The organism is Priestia sp. YIM B13551, assembly GCF_042787905.1.
Classification (GTDB): Bacteria; Bacillota; Bacilli; order Bacillales; family Bacillaceae_H; genus Priestia.
Window position 1 is genome coordinate 225990 of record NZ_JBHZOX010000001.1, and the last position, 20891, is coordinate 246880.

A 20891-nucleotide genomic window follows, 5' to 3' on the forward strand; every position below is an offset into this window, starting at 1 on the left:
CTATGGAAGTCGGATTAATGATGACTAAGCTCATCCTTATACTGTTTTTGGCTATTACGTACATTCAGTTTAATTATGTACACTCGATTTCAGCTATTGTGTTAGCACTGCTTCTTTACAGCTGTGTTAATATTGCAGCGTCCATTGTGAAAAAGAGCGTCTTCAAGCGCATGTTTATTGTTATTTCAATTGTCCTTATTCTATATTGTGCGTATAAACTTCATCCTTTGTTTTTTCTTCTTTTGCCGCTAAACCTTTGTGAGCTTGTTGGAGAATCAGTCGTAAAAAAATGGATGGTGCTGCTGCTTGTTTTGCTTCCAATGCTGCTTCTTCCCTCTGACATTAGCGCGCTGTATGTGTTAGTCGCTGCGTTTACTTTCTTTATTTATACAGCAGCAGCTCTCTATCAAAAACGAACGATTAATTATGAGCAAAAAATTGATGAAATGAGAGTAAGTATGCAAAAGCTGCAAAAACACGTGAATGAAAATAAAGAGTATGTGAGGCAGTCTCAATATGCTTCAAAGTTAGAAGAGCGAAATCGATTATCGCAGGAAATTCATGATAAGATTGGTCATTCAATGACAGGAGCGCTTATTCAAATGGAGGCAGCAAAGCATGTGATGAAGCAAGACGAGGAAAAAGCGCTGTCTCTTCTTCAAAATGCGATTACGATTTCCAAAGAAGGTATTGAAGAAATTAGGTTAACGTTAAAAAGTATAAAGCCTCCCGCTGAGCAAATAGGAATCAGCCGGCTTAAATTATTTATTGGTGAGTTTGAGGCTAAGCATAGTATCGCAATGCCTCTTGTATACAAAGGTAATTTAGATCTTATCACGCCTCTTCAGTGGAAAATTATCCATGAAAATATAACGGAAGCTATTACAAATGCCTTAAAATATGCAGAAGCAACGATGATTGCCATTGAGCTTCATGTACTAAATAAAATGGTTAAAGTAGAAGTCAAAGACAATGGAAAAGGGGCTCACTTGTTTCAAAAAGGACTTGGCATAGCAGGGATGGAAGAGCGAGCCGCTTCCATTAACGGAACGGTGATCGTTGATGGGGCAAACGGGTTTTCTGTTACAACGCTGCTGCCGATAGGTGAGAAACTTCATACATAAATAATGAGATTTCTCATGGGAAAAAGGTGAACTTATGCACTGACGTAAGTTTGCCTTTTTTTCATAAAATAAGGATATACCAACACACTAGAGGTGAAATGATGAACGTATTATCAATTCAAAAACTAACAAAGAAATTTGGAGATTTTATTGCAGTAGATAATTTGTCTTTACAAGTAGAAGAAGGAGATATATTTGGGTTTTTAGGAACAAACGGAGCAGGAAAAAGCACAACGATTCATATGGTTGCTAGTCTGCTTCAAAGCAACAGCGGTGATATTGAAGTGCTAGGGAAAAATATAAAGAAACATCGAAATTTCGCAAAGATGAACATCGGGATCGTTCCGCAAGACTTAGCGATTTATGAAGATTTGACAGCATATGAAAATGTGAAGTTTTTTGCCGGACTTTACGGATTAAGAGGATCACTTCTTAACGAACGAGTGGAAGAAGCTTTAGCGTTTGTAGGGCTTTTAGATAAACAAAAGGCTTATCCGAAAAGCTTTTCAGGAGGTATGAAAAGAAGGTTAAATATCGCATGCGCAATTGCTCATCGCCCAAAGCTTATTATAATGGATGAACCGACGGTTGGTATTGATCCTCAGTCGCGAAACTATATTTTAACATCTGTAAAAAAGCTAAATGAAATGGGAAGCACAATCATTTATACAAGTCACTATATGGAAGAAGTAGAAGAGGTATGTACAAAGATTGCCATTATTGATCACGGCAAAATCATTGCGGAAGGAACAAAAGAGCAGCTAAAAGCGATTATCACCGATACAAAAGATATTTGGATTGAAGTAAAAGCAGCGGATGATATAGATTGCAGCGGTCTAAAAGAAATTCCGGGAGTAACAGCCGTTACGTATGAAGATGGAATCATTAAAATTAATTCAAATGCCGAAGTGAATAACTTAAACAAAGTCATTCAGTATTTAATGACGCATCATATCGAAATTAAAGCAGTCAAGGAACAAGCCCCAAATTTAGAGACGGTCTTCCTCACGTTGACAGGGCGCAGTCTAAGAGATTTATAAAAGAAAGGAGGAATAATGAATGAATATTATTGCAATTGCTTTGAAAGAAATGAAAAGTGATCTGCGAGATAAGCGTGCATTTATCTTTATGATTCTTTTTCCGCTAGCTCTTGTCCTTATTTTAGGAACAGCTTTGTCTCAAGCCTTTAATAATGACATGACGATAGATGACAGTTACGTTCTCTACAAAATGGACACAAGTAATGAAGAATCTGCTGCCTTTAAGCAGTTTGCTGCAAACGCAGAAAAATCTGGCATTCACTTTAAAGCGTTGAAAAAAGATCAAGATGGAAAAAAAGAAGTAAAAGAGCAGCGCTATACAGCTTATGTAGAAGTGAAAGACCAAGGCATTCATCTCTACGGAAATGAAGAAAACAGCATTGAATTCAACATGGTCCAAGGTATGTTAAGCACCTTTGTTGATAAGTACAATGTGGCTATGGAAGTGGCCAAAGTAAATCCTCAGCAAGTGGATAATCTGCTCCGTGCGTCTAAGCATGACTATATTCAAGAAACATCTCTTCATTCTCAAAAACAGCCAAATTCAATAGACTACTACGCCATTTCAATGACAACTATGATTGTTTTGTACGGATCTATCTCAGCGAGTTATTTAATTAGAGGAGAGCGTATGCGAAATACGGCCAATCGATTAGTAGCCGCTCCGATTAAAACCGCTGAAATTTTTGTCGGGAAAATTTTAGGTACTGTTTTGGTTCACGCCATTTGTGTGTTAGTCGTCATTATGTCGACTAAATATTTTTTTGATGCCAACTGGGGAGATCATTTACTCCTAGTACTGCTGATGTTAGTATCTCAGATTCTTTTTGCCATTAGCTTTGGATTAGGAGTTAGCTACCTTACGAAGACAGAAGCGGCGTCAAGAGCAATTATTATGGTTGTTATTCAAGTGTCGTGTATTGTGGGAGGAACCTATTTTCAAAATGGATCTGGAGAGGGCTTCGTCAATGTATCACCTTTAACCTGGATGAATAATGGACTTATTAAATTGATTTATACAAATGATATCGGCGCTTCTCTTTCAGTTATTGGGTTGAATGTAGGCTTCTCTATTTTATTCTTGGGCATAGCAATTGTGCTTTTGAGAAAAAGAGAGGGGTTATAACATGAAAAATATCATGTGGCTTGTAACAAATATGCTAAGAAATATGCTGCTTAGAAACAAAAGGACGCTTGTGCTTGTTATTGGTTTGCCTATTGCAGGGGTTTTAATGTCCGTTCTTATTTATGGAAATGCAGGAGGGACTTCGGTGAATATCGGAGTTGTCAATCACGACTCAACGGATATTACAAAAGATACCGTTCAGTTTTTAAAAGGGCTGCACAAAACAAATGTTAAAATGCTCACGGACAAAGAAGTGGATCATGAGATTACGTCAAAGAAAGTTGATGCGGTTATTACCTTTGAAAAAGGGTTTTCTGACAGCGTCAAAGCGAACAAACCAGATCATATTACAATCACTTCAATAAAAGGAGCAGAAGTAACGAGCTTTATTAAGTCTTATTTATATCAATATATTGATAATGTTTCTGCGCTGAATCAAGCTGCTGAAGGCGACGATGCTGCGTTTAAACAAATGTATGAGAATTATCAAAAAGCGCCATTCCACGTCTCAACGCATGCCCTTGAAGACAAAGGAACCGATCAAAACATTGTCAAGCAGACAATTGGGTATTTAATTATGTTTATGCTTTTTTCTGCGGTGAATTTATCAGCTCTTATCACAAAAGAAAAAGAGCAGCGAACGTATTTTAGACTGTTAGCTTCGCCAGTTAGTGCAAGGCAATACGTGATATCCAATGTTATTACAAATATGATTTTATTAACTCTGCAAGTAATGATTACACTTGTTTGTATTACGACTCTTTTTCACGTAGATATGAACATTCCCGTATGGCAGCTGTTTTTCATTTTAGTTTTGTTTGGTCTAGTAGCCATCGGCTTGTCTCTTGTAATTATCGCTTTTACAGAAAGTTCAAAAGCAGCGAATGGTCTTCAGACGCTTATCATCACGCCAACTTGTTTACTGTCCGGCTGCTTTTTTCCGCCTGAATTTATGCCGGATGTGATGCAGAAAATAGCCGACTTTCTTCCTCAAACGTGGGTATTAAGTACGTTAAAAAGTGTTCAACAAGGAGCTGATTTAAGCAGCCTATGGTTAAATATCAGCATTTTAATAGCTTTTGCACTCGTTTTTTTCCTGCTGTCTATTTATAAATTAAATCGAAATAATACTGTTCAAAAGTTTATTTAAATGGTAAAGTCAGAGAATACCTCTGGCTTTTTTTGTAATTTTTAAAAAGTTACAAAAAAAGATTGAAAAATATAAGATGAAATTTTAGAATGAAAGAGGAAAGGGGTATACAAAAAGAGAATAAATAGGGGAGAAAAACGAAGTTCATGTTGGTTTTTTGCACAAATAAATGAAATCGCTTACATAAGTCAGCATGAAAATACGGAAGGAGAGATTGTCAGCGAGATAACAAAGGGGGAAAAACAGTGGCAATTTATGAATTACTTGTACCACGGACGGTTTTATATGGAGAAGGATCATTTTCTAAAATTGGGGAGCAGGCTGAACTGCTTGGCACAAAAGCATTGCTTATAAGTGATGACGTTATGGTGAAAGCAGGCAATGTAGAAACTTGCCGTCGTTACTTAGCCGAGACTGGCATGGACTGTGCCGTGTATACAGGCGTAAATTCAGAGCCGACAGATATTCATCTAGATGAGGCGCTTGCCATATGTAAAACGGAGCAGTGCGATGTGGTTATTGCCTTAGGGGGAGGCAGCTGTATCGATACTGGAAAAGCGGTTGCCATTATGATGACAAATGAAGGGCATCTACGAACGTATTTTCAAAATCAACAAGATTTTCAAGATAGTCCTCTTCCTTTGGTTGCCGTGCCTACGACTGCTGGAACAGGCTCAGAAGTGACTAAAGCGACGGTTATTACAGACACGGCGTACGATGTAAAAATGATGCTCGCAAGGCCTCAATTATTGCCTGATACAGCCATTGTTGATCCGTTATTAACTCTATCATGTCCGAAACACGTAACGGCAGCTACAGGAATTGATGCACTCAGTCATGCAATAGAAGCGTATTTGTCTAAAAAAGCACATCCTTTTACAGATTCACTTGCGCTTCAAGCAATTGAGTTAATCATGAAAAATATTCGTCTTGTGTACAGAAATGGAGAAAATGTTCAAGCAAGAAACGAAATGGCCTATGCTTCTATGCTGGCAGGAATGGCGTTTTCAAATTCATCTGTTGCTCTAGTGCACGGTATGTCAAGACCTATTGGCGCGCTATTCCATGTGCCCCACGGTATTTCTAATGCGATGCTCCTGCCTGCGGTTTTGGACTATACAAAAGAGGCTTCAATTGATCGTTTAGGTGAAATAGGACAAGCTCTTTTTCCGAACGTATCATATACAAAAAAAGAAGGAGCAGATGTGTTAATTGAAGCCATCAAGCAGCTTTGTATCGACTTAGAGATTCCTAATCTTCAATCGTGGGGCATTGATCGTCAGCTATTTTACGCGGCGGTTGAGAAAATGGCAGCGGATGCGATTCAAAGCGGAAGTCCTGCTAATCATCCGATCGTACCGACGGCAGAAGAAATTATTCAGCTTTATTACACGTGCTATGAATATGAGTTTGAGTCTGCACTTTATAAAAAATAAGATAAATTTAAGACAAATTGAATAAGGGATGAAAGGGGAAACGTTATGGATTTGCTGATTATTTTGCTGTCTCTGGGGCTTTTGATGCTGGTTGCTTACCGCGGATTTTCAGTTATTTTGTTTGCTCCACTTTGTGCGCTGCTAGCCGTTATTTTAACGGAACCAAGCTATGCACTCCCGTTTTTCTCAAACGTTTTTATGGAGAAAATGGTTGGGTTTATTAAAAACTACTTCCCTGTCTTTCTATTAGGAGCGGTTTTCGGGAAGATGGTTGAAATGTCTGGAGTCGCTGAGTCGATTGCGAAAACAATTGTTAAAGTCGTAGGGGCTAAACGTGCGATCTTGGCGATTGTTTTAATGGGAGCAATCTTAACCTACAGCGGCGTAAGTTTATTCGTTGTTGCGTTTGCAGTTTATCCGTTTGCGGCTAACTTATTCCGCGAAGCGAATATTCCAAAACGATTAGTACCGGGAACGATTGCATTAGGAGCTATTTCGTTTACCATGGATGCACTTCCAGGTACACCGCAGATTCAAAACGTTATTCCAACGACTTTTTTTAAAACAGACATCTATGCTGCTCCGACACTGGGGATTATCGGATCGGTTATTGTCTTTAGCTTAGGTCTTTGGTATTTAGAAAGCCGAAGCAAAAAAGCAAGAAAAGCTGGAGAAGGCTACTACGGATTTAATAATGAACTAGCGGCTGCTGCAGAGCTAGAAAAAGAGTCTGTACCTTCTACAGAACCTAAATATGAACCTAGCGTAGCAAGACAGATTCTTGCATTTGTTCCGCTCGTGCTTGTAGGGGTTGCAAACAAATTTTTTACTGTTTCTATTCCAAAGTGGTATCCAGATGGTTTTGATTTTGCCAAAATTGGCCTTGAAGCGTTCGGAAAAGTAGATTTAACCGCAGTTGTTGGTATTTGGTCAGTGGAATTGGCACTTGTTATTGGAATTATCACAACGATTGCGTATGACTGGAAGAGAGTGACCACCGGTTTCCAAGCGGGTCTTAACGCAAGTATTGGCGGAGCGCTTCTCGCTGCGATGAACACGGGAGCTGAGTATGGCTTTGGAGGCGTTATTTCATCTCTTCCTGGCTTTGTAACCGTTCGTGATGGTATTTCACATACCTTTACAAATCCGCTTGTCAATGGAGCCGTTACGACAAACATTTTAGCCGGTATTACAGGCTCTGCTTCTGGAGGTATGGGAATTGCGCTTAGTGCGATGGGAGATAAGTATGTAGAAGCTATTAATCAATACAACATTCCTCCTGAAGTTATGCACAGAGTTGTAGCGATGGCATCAGGCGGTATGGATACGCTTCCTCATAACGGAGCCGTTATTACCCTGCTCGCTATTACCGGGTTAACCCACAAGCAGTCTTACCGAGATATTTTTGCCATCACTGTTATCAAAACGCTTGCATGTTTCTTAATCATTGGAATCTACAGCTTAACTGGACTCGTATAACCAGTAAAGAGGTTGAGAAAAAAGTAGTTTCGTTGAAGAAAGATCCGAACGATGAATTGTTCGGATTTTTTTATTGTTGCAGTGATTTAGTTGTATATCAAGCTTTTGGCTATAAAACAGATTCTTTGACTTTCTAAACTGTAAGTATTATGATTACACTACTTTCTGCAATACTATATGCCGTTACATTAATTCTTAGCATGTTTATGAAGAAAGGAGAATGACTGTGAAGCTATTTGAAGGAAATTTAAAAGTAGGCGACTGGGTCAAAGGAAAGTCTCGCGACGGTGAACTTATATACGGATATATTAAAACGATTAATCCATCTAAAAAAGCAGCACTAATCAACGTTGTGAAAAGTGATGATGAAAAAATGGTCGGCACAACCATTGGCATGATGGATGAAAAAATAGAAAAGCTGCCCCTTCAAAAAACGGCGCACGAAGAGCAAATTCTTTCATTAATTGATCTCGCGCTGCTAACGAAAGACGAAGCTTGGTTTATTGAATTAACAGCTGAATTAAAAAGATTACAAGATAAAAAGCAAGGCTGACATTCCTAATAAGGAATGAAGGCCCTGCTTTTTTTATTATTCCTAGGGGGAAAAGCAGGAATGGAAAGCAGCTTGCGAGAAGAAGTAAATGACGACATTAAAAGAAAAGGTGATAAAAGATGAGTAAACGTGTCTTGATTTTAACAGGAGATGCCGTGGAGGCTTTAGAAGTTTTTTATCCGTATTACCGCTGTTTAGAAGAAGATATTCAGTGTACCATTGCTTCTCCAGTGAAAAAGAAGCTCCAAACGGTTGTTCATGATTTTCTTCCAGAAATGGAAACATTCACAGAAAAAACGGGATATAAAATTGATTCTCACGCTTCTGTAGATGAAGTGGATCCCGCTGATTTTGACGGACTTATTATTCCTGGAGGACGAGCGCCTGAATATATTCGAATGAACACAAAAGTTCAGGAAATTGCCGCTCATTTTTTAAAAGAAAACAAACCTTTAGGCGTTATTTGTCATGGTCAGCTCGTGTTAACGACGGTTAGAGAGTATCTGCAAGACAGAGAAGTGACAGCGTATCCTGCTTGCCGTCCGGAAGTAGAAGCGGCGGGTGCAGTATTTGTTGAACAGACGCTTCACGTAGACAGAAACTTAGTAACCGGACAAGCTTGGCCAGATTTACCTAAATTTATGAAAGAATTTTTTAACGTGCTAAAAAAAGCTGAAAAAGTGAACGCATAATAAAAAAGCGGGCTGAGAGAAAAGAATTCTTTCAGCTCTTTTAAATGATGATAGGTGAGGTGTAAACAACGTGCAGCTTGTGTCTGAACTTTCAAAGAAAATTATAAAAGAAGTGCAGCTTGTGATGAAAGAACATGTAATTGTAACAGATCCAAGTGGAATTATTATTGCGTCAACAGAAGAAAAACGGGTTGGTTTTTTTCACGAAGGCGCGTGGAACGTGATGCAAAGAAAGCAAAAATTATATATATCCAAAAAAGAAGCAGCGGATTTAAAAGGAGTTAAGCCTGGTATTAACTTGCCTATCAGTTATCAAGGAGAGATTATTGGGGTTATTGGCATTACAGGTACTCCAGAAGCCGTTGAGCCTTTTGCAGATATTATTCGAAGATTAACAGAGTTAATTATTCGCGAGGCATATTACATAGAAACAAAGGAATGGGAAAATAAAGGAGTGGAAGCTTTTTTTCGTGAATGGATTTATAGCCAGCAAGTAGATGCAGAATTTATTGAACGAGGTCATATTTTAGGAGTACAAGTAGACAGTGCTTATTGCTGCACGCTGTTTCAAATTGATTCATCTCTTTCGAAAAAGAAGCAGCAGCAGGTACAAGAAACAATTCGCTACTGGTTTGAAAGACATAAAGCTGACGGAGATTATATCGCAAACTGGGGATATGATCGTTTGCTTTTACTGAAAGAAGCGGTAGGTGAAAAGGCAAGGCAAGGGTTTAAAGAAGAATTAAAAAAATGTCAGCAGTACATTCAAGCAAACAACCAAGTTATGATCACTATTGGTGTAGGAAAGCCAGCGGAGCAATTTAATTTGCATGCTTCATATGAAGAAGCGAAAAAAGCGCTTAAAGTGGCTTCAAAACGTCAAACCGTTATTTTTTATGAGGAGCTGCTGATGGACATGATTTTAGAAGACGTTTCTGAACCTGTAAAAAAGGAATTCTTGAGTCGAGTGCTTTCGTCCATTCAAAAAGAAAAAGAGCTTCTCGAAACGCTGAAATGCTATTTAGCCAACGATCAATCGTTAAAAAAAACGGCGTTTGATTTACATATTCATATCAATACGCTTCATTACCGCTTGAAGCAAATGAAAGAACTAACAGACATTGATCCAAAAAGCGTAAAAGGTATCACGCTTTTTCACCTTGCGCTGTCTCTATTAGAGTAAAGTGCGTCCTTCGTTAGATAAACATACAAAAAAAGAGTTTTTAAAGCACTTTTTTTTAGTTCTTTATCTATAGTCCCTCGTTGCTTCTATAACTATAATAAGAGTAAGAGATACATATAAGGAGGAACGTTATGCTTAATGAACGAACAAAAGCAAAGCTCATTGAAGTTGTAGGATCAGCCAATTTTCAAGATAGCAGTGAAGCAAGACTCGTGTATTCCTATGACGCAACACCTAACTTTCAGTCGCTTCCTGATGCGGTTATTATGCCTGAAAACAAAGATCAAGTGAAAAGAATTTTAACGATATGCAACGAAGATCACGTGCCCATTGTTCCAAGAGGTTCAGGTACAAATTTAAGCGCAGGAACGTGTCCCACGCAAGGAGGAATTGTTCTTACCTTTAACCGAATGAATAAAATTTTAGAAATTGATGAAGAAAATTTAACGGTTACCGTTCAGCCGGGTGTTATTACGTTAGATTTAATTAACGCTGTAGAGGCAAAAGGTTTATTTTATCCTCCTGATCCAAGCTCTATGAAAATATCAACCATCGGAGGAAACATCAATGAATGCTCAGGAGGATTACGAGGCTTAAAATATGGCGTGACAAAAGATTACGTTCTTGGTCTTGAAGTAGTTCTTGCAAACGGCGACTGCATTAAGACGGGAGGCAAGTTAGCTAAAGATGTAGCTGGATACGATTTAACGAACTTGTTTGTCGGTTCTGAAGGAACGCTTGGCGTTGTGACAGAGGCAATTTTAAAGCTCATTCCAATACCAGAAACAAAACAAACCTTGCTCGCACTGTTTGAAGACATGGATGCAGCTGCTAAGACCGTTTCAGCTATTATTGCACATAAAATTATTCCAGCTACGCTTGAATTTTTAGATCAGCCGACGTGTGAAGTAGTAGAAGATTTTGCACAAGTTGGCCTTCCAACAGATGTAAACGCTGTCTTGTTGATTGAACAAGATGGTCCGCCAGAAGTAGTGAAGCGCGATATTGAAATGATTTCACGCATCTGCACCGAAGGAAACGCTGTATCGGTAAAAGTAGCCGCTTCGCAAGCAGAAGCAGAAGCGTTAAGTACAGCAAGAAGATCAGCCCTTTCTGCTTTAGCACGGATGAAGCCAACGACGATTTTAGAAGACGCAACCGTCCCACGGTCTAAAATTAGTGAAATGGTCAAAGCGATTAATGAAATTGCTGTAACATATAACGTTAAGATCTGTACGTTTGGTCATGCGGGAGACGGAAATCTGCATCCGACTTGTTTAACAGATGCGCGTGACAAAGAAGAGCTTCACCGCGTCGAACAAGCTTTTGAAGCAATTTTTCATAAAGCCATTGAGCTTGGAGGAACGATTACAGGTGAACACGGAGTGGGAGAAATGAAAGCACCGTATTTGGCATTGAAGATGGGCGGAGAAGGAGTAGCTGCGATGAAAGCAATTAAGTATGCTTTGGACCCGCAAGGAATTATGAATCCAGGGAAAATTTTTGCTAAAGACACGAGAAAAAGAGTGGTGGTTCGTTCATGACGGCAACAAAAGACATTCAGCAAGCATTCAAAGAACGGTTAGATTATGACGAGTTAATGAATTGTATGAGATGCGGTTTTTGTTTGCCAAGCTGTCCGACGTATGGCCAAACGAATCAATATGAAGCAGCGTCACCGCGCGGGAGAATTGCTTTGATGAAAGGAGTGGTAGATGGGCTCATTGAACCTGATGAATCCGTTGAAAAGCAATTGAACCTTTGCCTTGGCTGCCGAGCGTGTGAGCCTGTTTGTCCTTCGGGTGTAAAGTACGGGCATTTACTAGAAGAAGCGCGTGATATTATTCAGCAGAAGAAACGACATAAATGGCCGGTAAAAGCGCTCAGGCATATGGTGTTTGAACAGCTTTTTCCGCATAAAGAACGATTAAAAAATGTACATTCTCTGCTTGCTTTCTATCAAAGAAGCGGCTTGCAAAAAGCTGTTCAAAAAACAAACATACTAAACGCCCTTCCTGGTAATCTAGCGCAAATGGAAAAAACGCTTCCTCCTGTGCCAACAAAAAAAGAAATGAAGAAACGGCCTTTTTTATTTGAAGCAGAAGGAACAAGAGAGCGTACGGTTGCTTTTTTTACAGGGTGTTTAATGGATACGATGTTTATGGAAACAAACAACGCCACGATTGTACTTTTACAAAAAGCGGGGTGTAAGGTCGTCATACCAGAGGTGCAGACATGCTGCGGCGCGCTGCATGCGCACGGAGGAGAAAAAGATCAGGCAAAGAAGTTAGCGAAGCAAAATATTATGGCGTTTGAATCCATTCAAGCGGATGATATTGTTCTTAATGCAGGAGGCTGCGGTGCGCTGTTGGTAGAATACGATCATTTATTAAAAGAGGAACCGGAATGGAAAGAAAGAGCAGCGGCTTTTTCTGCCAAAGTTAAAGATTTTTCAGAGATTTTATTGCAGCAGCAGTTTGTGGAAAAACAAAAGTTATCGCTGCCAAGTCAAATTATTACGTATCAAGACTCGTGTCATTTAAGAAACGTGATGAAAACATCCAGTGCACCGAGAAAACTGATCCAAGCGATTAACGGAACGGTGTTTAATGAAATGGAAAATGCGGATCATTGCTGCGGCTCAGCCGGTATTTATAACTTAACGGAACAAGAGATGTCTATGCAAATTTTAGATTACAAAATGGAAAAAGTGAAAGAAACGCATGCACATACGATTGTAACAGCGAACCCGGGCTGTCTCATTCAAATGAAGCTAGGGGTAGTCAGAGAAGGAGTAGAAGAAAGTGTAAGGGCCGTTCATCTTGCAGATTTACTTCTTGAAGCAGTAGAAAGCAAATAAAAAGGCCGGACACGTCCGGCCTTTTTATTATTTGAACAGCTGAGAAACAATTTCGTACGAACGAAGGCGAGCTTTGTGATCGTAAATTTGAGCGTTAATCATCAGTTCATCTGCTTCTGTTTCTTCAATAAACTGTTCAAGCTTGACTTTAATCGTCTCAGGGCTTCCGACAATAGAAGAGCCCAGCTGCTGTTGAAGAGAAGCTTTTTCAAAGTCAGTCCATAGTTCATCCATATTATCCACAGGAGCTTTTAGTTTACCCGGTGTGTTTCGAATTAAATTTAGAAACTGCTGCTGCATAGAAGTAGCCAAACGTTCAGCTTCTCTATCTGTATCAGCAGCGATTACGTTTACACCTAACATTGCATATGGTTTCTCTAAAACGTCGGACGGCTTAAAATAACGGCGATACATGTTAAGAGCTGTCATTGTATTATTAGGTGAGAAGTGACTTGCAAATGAAAATGGCAAGCCTAGCTGTGCAGAAAGCTGTGCGCTAAAACCGCTTGAGCCAAGCAGCCAAATCGGAATATTTAAACCTTGACCCGGAACAGCTTTGACGCGCATCTGACTTTCTGAAGCAGGTTTAAAGTACTCTTGCAGTTCAGCTAGCTGTTCTGGGAAGTCACTGCCGTCGCTTCTGCGGTCGCGTCGCAGTGCTTGTGCTGTCAGCTGATCTGTCCCTGGCGCTCTTCCTAAGCCTAAATCAATACGTCCTGGAAATAGTGATTCAAGCGTGCCAAAATGCTCAGCAATAACAAGCGGAGAATGGTTAGGAAGCATAATACCTCCAGACCCTACGCGAATATGTGATGTGCCTGCAGCTACATGACCAATCACAACAGATGTAGCGGAACTTGCGATACCTGTCATATTATGATGCTCAGCTAGCCAATAGCGGTTATACCCCCATTTTTCAGCGTGCTGAGCTAAATCTAATGTATTTCTAAGTGAGTCAGATACAGTTCCTCCTTCAACTACAGGAGAAAGATCTAATACGGAAATCGGAATATCTTTTAATGCTTTACTCATCAATTTCATCTTCTTTCTTTAAAGACTTCATAGGCCTTGTTATTTCAATGGAATACAAGTATTTTAACAATAATCTTTCGAGTTCCAAAATATTTTGCTTCGGTTATTTTTCTTTAAGTTATTGTTCTTTATTTACACAAGTTTTTAAGAAGCAAAAAGCCTGTATGGCATAAGGCAGAAGCCGCCTCTTTCTATAAAAAGCTGTCATATTTTATAGTAGAAGGGAGGATGAACATGGTTACTTTAAATGAACTAAAAAGCAAGCAGTACGATATGATATACAGTTTAGGCTATAACTGTTTTCCAGGGATATACATGAAAAAATATTTTTTGCGAAAACAAGCGGGCGTGATTGATTGGTGTATTAGCATTTCTCTTTCTCATGTCAATCAGCTGTTGAAAAATCGTTGTAAAGACTTATTTGTATATGAACACTTAACCTATATTAGTTCTTTCGGAGATGGTTCCACGCTTAGACTGCGTGATAAGGTGTATCAAATTGATTCTGCTCATGATTTTCCGTCGTCTATTAATACAGAGAATAACTGGCTTTCATATAATGAAGTCAAAGAAAAATATGAACGGAGAACGGAGCGATTTTTAACGTCGATGGAGACCAGTTCTTGTATATTGTTTATTCGTATGGGTGGAACGTATGAAGAAGCGAAAGAATTAGAGCATATTTTAAAGGGAATGGTCAAGAACGATTTCTATATACTGCTGCTGACAAACAGTGAAAAAGAACTTTTATCCGCAGCTAACTGGGACTTGCCTTATACATGTGTCTTACATGCACCTATTTTTTCAATGGACGTGCTGCGCGATGATAAAGTATGGGAAGAGCTCTTAAGCGGGCTTGTTATAAAATAAAAGGAACTCTTTTTGTTTAATACGGGAATGAAAAAGCTCGTTTTTTTCATAGACTTTGTTATATCTGTGTATCAAAGGAGATGAAAAGATGGAGTCCAATGTGCGGAAGGCGATAAAAGAAATTGTATGGCTGCTGCTAGAACAAGACCAGCGCTGGAATGAGTATCTAGTACAGCTGGAGGATTTGAAAATACAAGTGGATTTGAATAGTTCCGCATATGAAGTTCTGAGAAAGATGACGGGTAATTACGAAGTGCTGCTTGAACATATGGATCTCATTCAGCAGTTTGAAAATCATTCTAAAAGTGAAACAGCGCTGAATGACTTAGTTACCATCGTTATGAAGCATTACTCATTAAAAAGTTCATAAGCCTGCTTTGTGCAGGTTTATGGAGTTTAAGCTCTCAATGGAATTCGGTAGAGATAATCGTTTATAATAAGTACATATGGTGATGAAAGGGTGATCGATATGGAAGAGAAACAAGAAATTGTACCCGTTCGTACAGAGGAAACAGCCAAATATTACTCGGAAGAAAAATTTTGGGACAAGCTTAAAAAGTTTGGTAAAAAAGCGGGAGCAAACGTTGTTTATGCCGTATTGCTTTTATACTACACGCTGCAAAAGCCTGATATTCCGCCAAAAGCAAAAGCAGTTATTATAGGAGCATTAGGTTACTTTATTCTTCCTCTAGATTTAATTCCAGACTTCGCAGCAGGAGTTGGATTTACAGATGATTTAGGAGCTCTAGGGCTTGCATTGATTCAAGTTGCCATGTACATTGATGAAGGTGTTAAACTGAAAGCAAAAGAAAAAATTAAAACGTGGTTTTCAGAAGACCACAATTTTTCCATTATTGATGCTAAAATAAAGTAACGTTATGATCGAAATGTAATTATTAAATAAAGTGAGCAAAAGAAGGTGATAGATGAATCATCTTCTTTTTAACCGTTAATATATAGGTCTTTGTGACTATTTTAATCCGTTTTATGTAAAAAAAACAGGATTAAAATATTTTTTTCATTAAAATTTTAATCAATGTAATTGAATAATTGCCCTACAAATGTTAAGTTAAAACATGTTCATAAATTCGTCACAGAAAGCAATATACAAATAAGTAAGATGGTTTGTAAAAACTTTGTGAAATTATGGAACTTTTTAACTGAGAGTTTCAAACTCTTAGAGATTCTTCCTCATCAATCAGAAGTAGCTTTCTTTCGTCACAAGATTAAGCATCTTTCATTTGAAGGTGTTTTTTTTCAGCCTAAGTAAGCCAACAACATGATTGTATGACAAGTTTTTACTAAGGTTGTATAGTTACTGTATTGTATGACAAGTTTTGTGTGATTTGATGTTAAATAAATGAACAGCTTCGAAGTAAATAAATGATTGCAGAAAAACAAAGTCCATGCGTTTTCATGAACCATTATACGTTACTTCATATTTGTAGAGATGTTTAGCAAAAGGGGAGATGAATGGCCTGACGTAAACAATATCCATAGACAAGCCTTAGAAGATAATTATCTTTCTAAGAAAGCAAATTTATATGATTGATTCTAATCTAAACAATGGAGTGTTCAAAAATGGAAATTAGTCAAATCTTTATTATTTTAACCCCAATCTTTTTTGTTATTTTGCTAGGTTATTTAGCAGGGTATTTTAAAAAGTTTGATGCAACAACATCTAAAGGGTTAAATACGCTTGTAACAAAATTTGCGTTACCTGCACATCTATTCGTTGGTATTACAACAACATCAAAACAAACGCTTATTGAAAAATGGCCGTTTTTACTAGCATTAGTTCTTGGTATTATTGGATTTTATGTTCTTTTCTTACTTGTTGCAAAATATGTATTTAAATACTCTTTAACAGGCGCGTCTATGTTTTCTTTAAACTCTACGCAGCCAACGTTTGCGTTTATGGGTATTCCAGTATTAGGTAGCTTGTTTGGCGCGGATGTAGTAGCAATTCCAATCGCAATTACTGGTATCGTAGTAAATGCGATGCTTGATCCTTTAGCAACTATTATTGGTACGGTTGGACAGCGTGAAAGAAGTGAAGGCGATTCAGAAGAAAGCTTATTTAAAGTAACGATTAAATCAATCTTACACGGTCTCTCTGAGCCGTTAGCCTGTGTTCCGTTAATCGCAGTAATATTAGTATTATGCGGCTTCCAAGCTCCAGATTTACTATCAAGCAGCTTAGATCAAATCGGTTCAATTACATCTGGTGCGGCTCTATTCGCAGTTGGGGTAACAATTGGTATCCGTAAAATTCAATTTAGCCCAGCGGCATTTGGTATTGCGATTTTAAAAGTGGCTATTCAGCCGCTTGTAATGTTAGGAATTGCAACAGCAATGGGTCTATCATCAGCTGACATCGTAAAATTAGTATTATTAGTAGCGTTCCCAGGTTCAGCTGTAGCAGCGATGATTTCAGTTCGCTTTGACAGCCTAGCTGGTGAAACAGCTTCAGCATTCGTACTTAGTGCCATTATGTCACTTGTTACATTACCGCTGTTAATTTCTTGGTTAATGTAGTCACATATATCAATATAAAATAAAAAAAGGCTTTGCTATTTTAGCAAAGTCTTTTTTTGTGCATTTATATTTAAAAAAGCTTTAAAAATTCTTGGGCGATTTTGGGAAGATAACTGTCGGTACGCCACGTAACTAAAGGCTCAATTACAAATGGATTATCTTCTATGTTTAAAATTTTAATATGTTCTAGTGAAAAAGAAGATAGCATCGAATAAGGAACAATGGCAGCACCAAGGCCACGACATACTAAATTAAGAAGCATCGCTGAATCATGGCATTCGCATAAAATGTTAGGTGTTATACCCATCTTTTCAAATTCCTTCACAATGCGATTATATATGCTTATTTCCCGGTTTGAGCGAAGAAGAATAAGAGGTAGAGAAGCAATTTCAGCGACTGAAATCTTTTCTTTTGCATAACCACTTTCTTTGGGAACGGCTACAACAAAAACATCTGGTGCAAGTGTTTTTGTTTTGACATGTTTATAAGGTAAGTCAGTAGTAGTGACTGCTACATCAATTTTTCCTTCCGTTAATAATTCGTTTAAGTGAGCTGGCTCGTTTTCATAGATATTAAATGTGCTGTTTGGATACTGTTTTTGAATAAGAGTTAGCTTATCGAGAACCGTTGATGCACAGTAGATTGTACATCCGATTTCAAGTTTTTCATTTGTTACGTTTTTACATTCCTGTACTTCCAATACTGATTTTTCGACCCTTTGCACAATTTCTTTCGCTCGTTTTAAAAAAAGCGCTCCTTCTACCGTTAACAATAAGCGCTTGTTATTATTTCGTTCAAAAAGCAAAAGGCCCAGCTCATTTTCGAGCTGTTTTAGCTGCCTGCTTAAAGGAGGCTGAGCCATATGCAGGCGCTTTGCTGCTTTGGTCACATTTAATTCTTCAGCTATGACAATAAAATAATGCAGCTGTCTTAATTCCACTGTATTCAACTCCATACTTTAAAGGTATTATTATATATTTTATCAATATTTTAATTGTATGGAAAATGAGTGTAAAGTTAAATGTGTAACCAAAGCAGAGAGGAGGAAGAGAAATGAAAATAGCTGTAGGAATCACAGGAGCCACGGGAGCTATTTTAGGTATTCGAATTTTAGAGCTTTTGAAGAAGGCTTCTGTTGAAACGCATTTAGTCATGTCGCCTTGGGCTCATGCCACAATTAAGCTGGAAACACCCTATAGCGTTCAGCAAGTAGAAGCGCTAGCAGATTATTGTTATTCATATCAAGACCAAGCAGCAAAAATTTCGAGCGGTTCTTTTCGCATAGATGGAATGATTGTTAGTCCTTGCAGCATGAAAACATTAGCATCTATTCGAATGGGACTAGCAGATAACTTAATAGCGAGAACAGCAGATGTGATGCTAAAAGAAAGAAAGCCACTGGTGCTACTTCCTCGAGAAACGCCTTTGAATACGATTCATTTAGAAAACATGCTGGATCTTTCAAAAATGGGAGCTATCCTCGTGCCTCCTATGCCGGCATTTTATAACAAGCCTGAGACGATTGAGGATATTGTCACCCATATTGCTGTTCGAACTTTAGATCAATTAGGAATTGAGCTTCCTGAGGCAAAAAGATGGAATGGAATTAAACATTTATCACAAGGAGGAAAATAAACATGGCTTATAAAGACTTTAGAGATTTCCTTAATACGCTACATAAAGAAGGGCAGCTACTGACGGTTACAGATGAAGTGCAGCCTGATCCAGATTTAGGTTCAGCAGGTCAAGCCATCAGTAATTTAGGAGACCAAACGCCGGGATTATTATTTACCAATATTTATGGGTACAACAATGCAAAGGTAGCTCTAAACGTAATGGGTTCCTGGTCAAATCACGCGTTAATGATGGGACTGCCTAAATCAACTCCTGTAAAAGAACAGTTCTTTGAGTTTGCTCGGAGATATGAAAAATTTCCTGTCAAAGTGAAAAGGGAAGAAACAGCGCCATTTCATGAGTGTGAAATTAAAGATGATATCAACTTATTCGACCTTTTGCCATTGTTTCGCTTAAATCAAGGAGACGGCGGCTATTATCTAGATAAAGCGTGCGTCATTTCTCGTGATCAGCATGATAAGGAGAATTTCGGCAAACAAAACGTGGGTATATATCGTATGCAGGTCAAAGGGAAAGACCGTCTAGGCATTCAGCCCGTGCCACAGCATGATATTGCCATTCACTTGAAACAAGCCGAAGAAAAAGGTGAAAACCTCCCTGTATCAATTGCTTTAGGATGTGAACCTGCGATTGTCACAGCAGCCGCTACGCCGCTTCATTACGATCAATCAGAATATGAAATGGCAGGAGCTATTCAAGGTGAGCCTTACAGAATTGTGAAGTCTCAGCTTTCTGATTTAGATGTACCGTGGGGAGCAGAAGTGATTTTAGAGGGAGAGATCTTAGCTGGTGAACGCGAGTATGAAGGTCCTTTTGGTGAATTTACAGGTCATTACTCCGGTGGCAGAAGCATGCCTGTTATCAAAATCAATCGCGTATACCATCGTAAAGATCCTATTTTTGAAAGTTTATATATCGGTATGCCTTGGACAGAAACAGATTATTTAATTGGAATCAATACAAGCGTTCCTTTATATCAGCAGCTAAAAGAAGCATATCCTGAAGAGATTGAAGCTGTGAACGCGATGTATACTCATGGTCTCGTTGCTATCGTTTCAACAAAAAGCCGATACGGAGGATTTGCTAAGGCTGTTGGTATGAGGGCATTGACTACGCCCCATGGATTAGGATATTGCAAGCTAGTTATTTTAGTAGATGAAGACGTGGATCCGTTTAATTTACCGCAAGTCATGTGGGCGCTATCAACAAAAATGCACCCAAAACATGATGTTATAACAGTGCCTAATCTTTCAGTTCTGCCACTTGATCCAGGATCTGAGCCGGCTGGTATTACAGATAAAATGATTTTGGATGCTACAACACCAGTTGCACCGGAAACAAGAGGCCACTATTCTCAGCCTTTAGATACACCACTTGAAACTGAAAAATGGGAAAAAATCTTAACGAATATGATGCAAAAATAAACAAGGAGGAATCGACATGCATACTTGTCCAAGATGTGAAACCAAACAAGCAAACGTAGTATCTAAATCACCAGTTGAAGGAGCCTGGGAAATTTATTTATGCGACGTGTGTTTGTTTACCTGGCGTTCTTCTGAACCTGAGACCATCACCAATCCTGAAAAATACCCTGGACCATTTAAAGTCAATCCAAAAGACGTATCGCTGGCAACGCACGTGCCTCCTGTGCCACCCCGATCTTAATAAGCAAAGGCGGTAAGTAAAATGAATAAAGCAGAGCTGCCAAAAGCCGTGCGCGTATTTTTAAATGGAAAAGACTTAGAAAGAAAACAGCGTGATGCGATGTTGCTATCTACAGTGACATCCGAGGGTTTTCCTCATGTAGCAATGATTAGCGCAGGAGAGCTGATAGCTATTAGCTCTTCACGCGTCAAGCTGTTAGTATGGAAAAATACAACATCTTCAAAAAACATGATACAGAATCATAAGGCAACCGTTACATTAGTTGTTGAAGGAAAAGCTTATTACATTAAATTTTTGCTAAAAAAAGAAGCTCCTGTGTTATCAGGCTATGAGTTATTTACGGGAGAAGTAGCCGCTGTTAAAGAAGATTACGCAAAATATGCAGTTTTAACATCAGGAATTCAATTTCAGCTTCATGATTCCAAAGAGGTACTGAGCCGCTGGAAGCAATCAATTGAGGCTGTTCTTTCTACTGAAAAAACCGATTCTTAAAAATAAGAATCGGTTT

At 38.6% G+C, this 20891-nt stretch carries 21 protein-coding genes; 19 read left to right on the forward strand and 2 right to left on the reverse strand.

The features are described from left to right. The first annotated feature begins 2 nt into the window (after positions 1 to 2). The 11 genes from ACFX4N_RS01185 to ACFX4N_RS01235 all read left to right on the forward strand — a co-directional run bounded on the left by ACFX4N_RS01185 (position 3) and on the right by ACFX4N_RS01235 (position 12643). Positions 3 to 1124: a sensor histidine kinase gene (locus ACFX4N_RS01185; RefSeq protein ID WP_013057354.1), complete on the forward strand. Its 1122-nt coding sequence runs from the start codon at positions 3 to 5 to the stop codon at positions 1122 to 1124. Between the two features lie 101 nt (positions 1125 to 1225). Beyond that, positions 1226 to 2164, forward strand: coding sequence for an ABC transporter ATP-binding protein (locus ACFX4N_RS01190; RefSeq protein WP_013057353.1), 939 nt, complete (start codon positions 1226 to 1228; stop codon positions 2162 to 2164). A gap of 19 nt (positions 2165 to 2183) precedes the next feature. Next, the gene (locus tag ACFX4N_RS01195) at positions 2184 to 3290 is read left to right on the forward strand and encodes an ABC transporter permease (protein ID WP_057236092.1); all 1107 of its coding nucleotides are present in this window, start codon (positions 2184 to 2186) and stop codon (positions 3288 to 3290) included. Between the two features lies 1 nt (position 3291). Further along, entirely contained in the window at positions 3292 to 4440 is a 1149-nt protein-coding gene (locus tag ACFX4N_RS01200; RefSeq protein WP_192100369.1) for an ABC transporter permease, read from the forward strand. Between the two features lie 245 nt (positions 4441 to 4685). Next, positions 4686 to 5876, forward strand: a complete 1191-nt coding sequence (locus ACFX4N_RS01205; RefSeq protein ID WP_053487329.1) for an iron-containing alcohol dehydrogenase — start codon at positions 4686 to 4688, stop codon at positions 5874 to 5876. Between the two features lie 45 nt (positions 5877 to 5921). Next, the gene (locus ACFX4N_RS01210) at positions 5922 to 7355 is read left to right on the forward strand and encodes a GntP family permease (protein ID WP_053487328.1); all 1434 of its coding nucleotides are present in this window, start codon (positions 5922 to 5924) and stop codon (positions 7353 to 7355) included. 220 nt (positions 7356 to 7575) lie between these two features. Then, positions 7576 to 7908, forward strand: coding sequence for an IDEAL domain-containing protein (locus ACFX4N_RS01215; protein WP_155660365.1), 333 nt, complete (start codon positions 7576 to 7578; stop codon positions 7906 to 7908). A 119-nt stretch (positions 7909 to 8027) separates the two neighbouring features. Then, positions 8028 to 8600: a DJ-1/PfpI family protein gene (locus ACFX4N_RS01220; protein WP_013057347.1), complete on the forward strand. Its 573-nt coding sequence runs from the start codon at positions 8028 to 8030 to the stop codon at positions 8598 to 8600. Positions 8601 to 8670: 70 nt separating this feature from the next. Continuing rightward, positions 8671 to 9783, forward strand: a complete 1113-nt coding sequence (locus ACFX4N_RS01225) for a CdaR family transcriptional regulator (protein ID WP_013057346.1) — start codon at positions 8671 to 8673, stop codon at positions 9781 to 9783. Between the two features lie 131 nt (positions 9784 to 9914). Next, positions 9915 to 11327 (forward strand): glycolate oxidase subunit GlcD, encoded by a 1413-nt coding sequence (glcD, locus tag ACFX4N_RS01230; RefSeq protein WP_057273295.1) that lies wholly within the window; start codon positions 9915 to 9917, stop codon positions 11325 to 11327. Continuing rightward, a complete protein-coding gene (locus tag ACFX4N_RS01235) occupies positions 11324 to 12643 on the forward strand; it encodes a (Fe-S)-binding protein (protein WP_029322164.1) in 1320 nt (439 codons plus the stop codon). The genes glcD and ACFX4N_RS01235 overlap by 4 nt, the downstream gene beginning before the upstream one ends. Before the next feature lie 27 nt (positions 12644 to 12670). On the opposite strand, the gene ACFX4N_RS01240 is transcribed toward ACFX4N_RS01235, so the two are convergent. Then, positions 12671 to 13675 (reverse strand): LLM class flavin-dependent oxidoreductase, encoded by a 1005-nt coding sequence (locus tag ACFX4N_RS01240; protein WP_029322162.1) that lies wholly within the window; start codon positions 13673 to 13675, stop codon positions 12671 to 12673. Between the two features lie 234 nt (positions 13676 to 13909). Here ACFX4N_RS01240 and ACFX4N_RS01245 point away from each other — a divergent pair, with 234 nt between their 5' ends. The 4 genes from ACFX4N_RS01245 (at position 13910) to ACFX4N_RS01260 (ending at position 17083) form a co-directional block, all read left to right on the forward strand. Further along, positions 13910 to 14545 carry a DUF1796 family putative cysteine peptidase gene (locus tag ACFX4N_RS01245; protein WP_013057342.1) on the forward strand — a complete coding sequence of 212 codons (636 nt, stop codon included), beginning with the start codon at positions 13910 to 13912 and terminating at the stop codon, positions 14543 to 14545. 88 nt (positions 14546 to 14633) lie between these two features. Beyond that, on the forward strand, positions 14634 to 14915 hold the full coding sequence (locus tag ACFX4N_RS01250; protein ID WP_013057341.1) for a hypothetical protein: 282 nt from the start codon (positions 14634 to 14636) through the stop codon (positions 14913 to 14915). Positions 14916 to 15014: 99 nt separating this feature from the next. Continuing rightward, positions 15015 to 15419 (forward strand): YkvA family protein, encoded by a 405-nt coding sequence (locus tag ACFX4N_RS01255; protein ID WP_057236131.1) that lies wholly within the window; start codon positions 15015 to 15017, stop codon positions 15417 to 15419. Between the two features lie 707 nt (positions 15420 to 16126). Beyond that, positions 16127 to 17083: an AEC family transporter gene (locus ACFX4N_RS01260; protein ID WP_029322155.1), complete on the forward strand. Its 957-nt coding sequence runs from the start codon at positions 16127 to 16129 to the stop codon at positions 17081 to 17083. 70 nt (positions 17084 to 17153) lie between these two features. On the opposite strand, the gene ACFX4N_RS01265 is transcribed toward ACFX4N_RS01260, so the two are convergent. Then, the gene (locus ACFX4N_RS01265; RefSeq protein ID WP_013057338.1) at positions 17154 to 18023 is read right to left on the reverse strand and encodes a LysR family transcriptional regulator; all 870 of its coding nucleotides are present in this window, start codon (positions 18021 to 18023) and stop codon (positions 17154 to 17156) included. A 113-nt stretch (positions 18024 to 18136) separates the two neighbouring features. Here ACFX4N_RS01265 and ACFX4N_RS01270 point away from each other — a divergent pair, with 113 nt between their 5' ends. The 4 genes from ACFX4N_RS01270 to ACFX4N_RS01285 are packed head-to-tail and all read left to right on the forward strand — an operon-like array spanning position 18137 to position 20875. After that, positions 18137 to 18718: a non-oxidative hydroxyarylic acid decarboxylases subunit B gene (locus ACFX4N_RS01270; RefSeq protein WP_013057337.1), complete on the forward strand. Its 582-nt coding sequence runs from the start codon at positions 18137 to 18139 to the stop codon at positions 18716 to 18718. A 2-nt stretch (positions 18719 to 18720) separates the two neighbouring features. After that, a complete protein-coding gene (locus ACFX4N_RS01275) occupies positions 18721 to 20142 on the forward strand; it encodes a non-oxidative hydroxyarylic acid decarboxylases subunit C (protein WP_013057336.1) in 1422 nt (473 codons plus the stop codon). A gap of 16 nt (positions 20143 to 20158) precedes the next feature. Then, entirely contained in the window at positions 20159 to 20383 is a 225-nt protein-coding gene (locus ACFX4N_RS01280; RefSeq protein WP_013057335.1) for a non-oxidative hydroxyarylic acid decarboxylases subunit D, read from the forward strand. A 21-nt stretch (positions 20384 to 20404) separates the two neighbouring features. Continuing rightward, a complete protein-coding gene (locus tag ACFX4N_RS01285) occupies positions 20405 to 20875 on the forward strand; it encodes a pyridoxamine 5'-phosphate oxidase family protein (protein WP_013057334.1) in 471 nt (156 codons plus the stop codon). Positions 20876 to 20891 lie beyond the last annotated feature (16 nt).

Coding starts and splice junctions, on each gene's coding strand:
- ACFX4N_RS01270 (WP_013057337.1), top strand. CDS start 18,137: ATGAAAATAGCTGTAGGAATCACAGGAGCCACGGGAGCTATTTTAGGT.
- glcD (WP_057273295.1), top strand. CDS start 9,915: ATGCTTAATGAACGAACAAAAGCAAAGCTCATTGAAGTTGTAGGATCA.
- ACFX4N_RS01235 (WP_029322164.1), top strand. CDS start 11,324: ATGACGGCAACAAAAGACATTCAGCAAGCATTCAAAGAACGGTTAGAT.
- ACFX4N_RS01245 (WP_013057342.1), top strand. CDS start 13,910: ATGGTTACTTTAAATGAACTAAAAAGCAAGCAGTACGATATGATATAC.
- ACFX4N_RS01255 (WP_057236131.1), top strand. CDS start 15,015: ATGGAAGAGAAACAAGAAATTGTACCCGTTCGTACAGAGGAAACAGCC.
- ACFX4N_RS01285 (WP_013057334.1), top strand. CDS start 20,405: ATGAATAAAGCAGAGCTGCCAAAAGCCGTGCGCGTATTTTTAAATGGA.
- ACFX4N_RS01275 (WP_013057336.1), top strand. CDS start 18,721: ATGGCTTATAAAGACTTTAGAGATTTCCTTAATACGCTACATAAAGAA.
- ACFX4N_RS01200 (WP_192100369.1), top strand. CDS start 3,292: ATGAAAAATATCATGTGGCTTGTAACAAATATGCTAAGAAATATGCTG.
- ACFX4N_RS01215 (WP_155660365.1), top strand. CDS start 7,576: ATGACTGTGAAGCTATTTGAAGGAAATTTAAAAGTAGGCGACTGGGTC.
- ACFX4N_RS01260 (WP_029322155.1), top strand. CDS start 16,127: ATGGAAATTAGTCAAATCTTTATTATTTTAACCCCAATCTTTTTTGTT.
- ACFX4N_RS01190 (WP_013057353.1), top strand. CDS start 1,226: ATGAACGTATTATCAATTCAAAAACTAACAAAGAAATTTGGAGATTTT.
- ACFX4N_RS01250 (WP_013057341.1), top strand. CDS start 14,634: ATGGAGTCCAATGTGCGGAAGGCGATAAAAGAAATTGTATGGCTGCTG.
- ACFX4N_RS01220 (WP_013057347.1), top strand. CDS start 8,028: ATGAGTAAACGTGTCTTGATTTTAACAGGAGATGCCGTGGAGGCTTTA.
- ACFX4N_RS01210 (WP_053487328.1), top strand. CDS start 5,922: ATGGATTTGCTGATTATTTTGCTGTCTCTGGGGCTTTTGATGCTGGTT.
- ACFX4N_RS01185 (WP_013057354.1), top strand. CDS start 3: ATGGAAGTCGGATTAATGATGACTAAGCTCATCCTTATACTGTTTTTG.
- ACFX4N_RS01280 (WP_013057335.1), top strand. CDS start 20,159: ATGCATACTTGTCCAAGATGTGAAACCAAACAAGCAAACGTAGTATCT.
- ACFX4N_RS01195 (WP_057236092.1), top strand. CDS start 2,184: ATGAATATTATTGCAATTGCTTTGAAAGAAATGAAAAGTGATCTGCGA.
- ACFX4N_RS01240 (WP_029322162.1), bottom strand. CDS start 13,675: ATGAGTAAAGCATTAAAAGATATTCCGATTTCCGTATTAGATCTTTCT.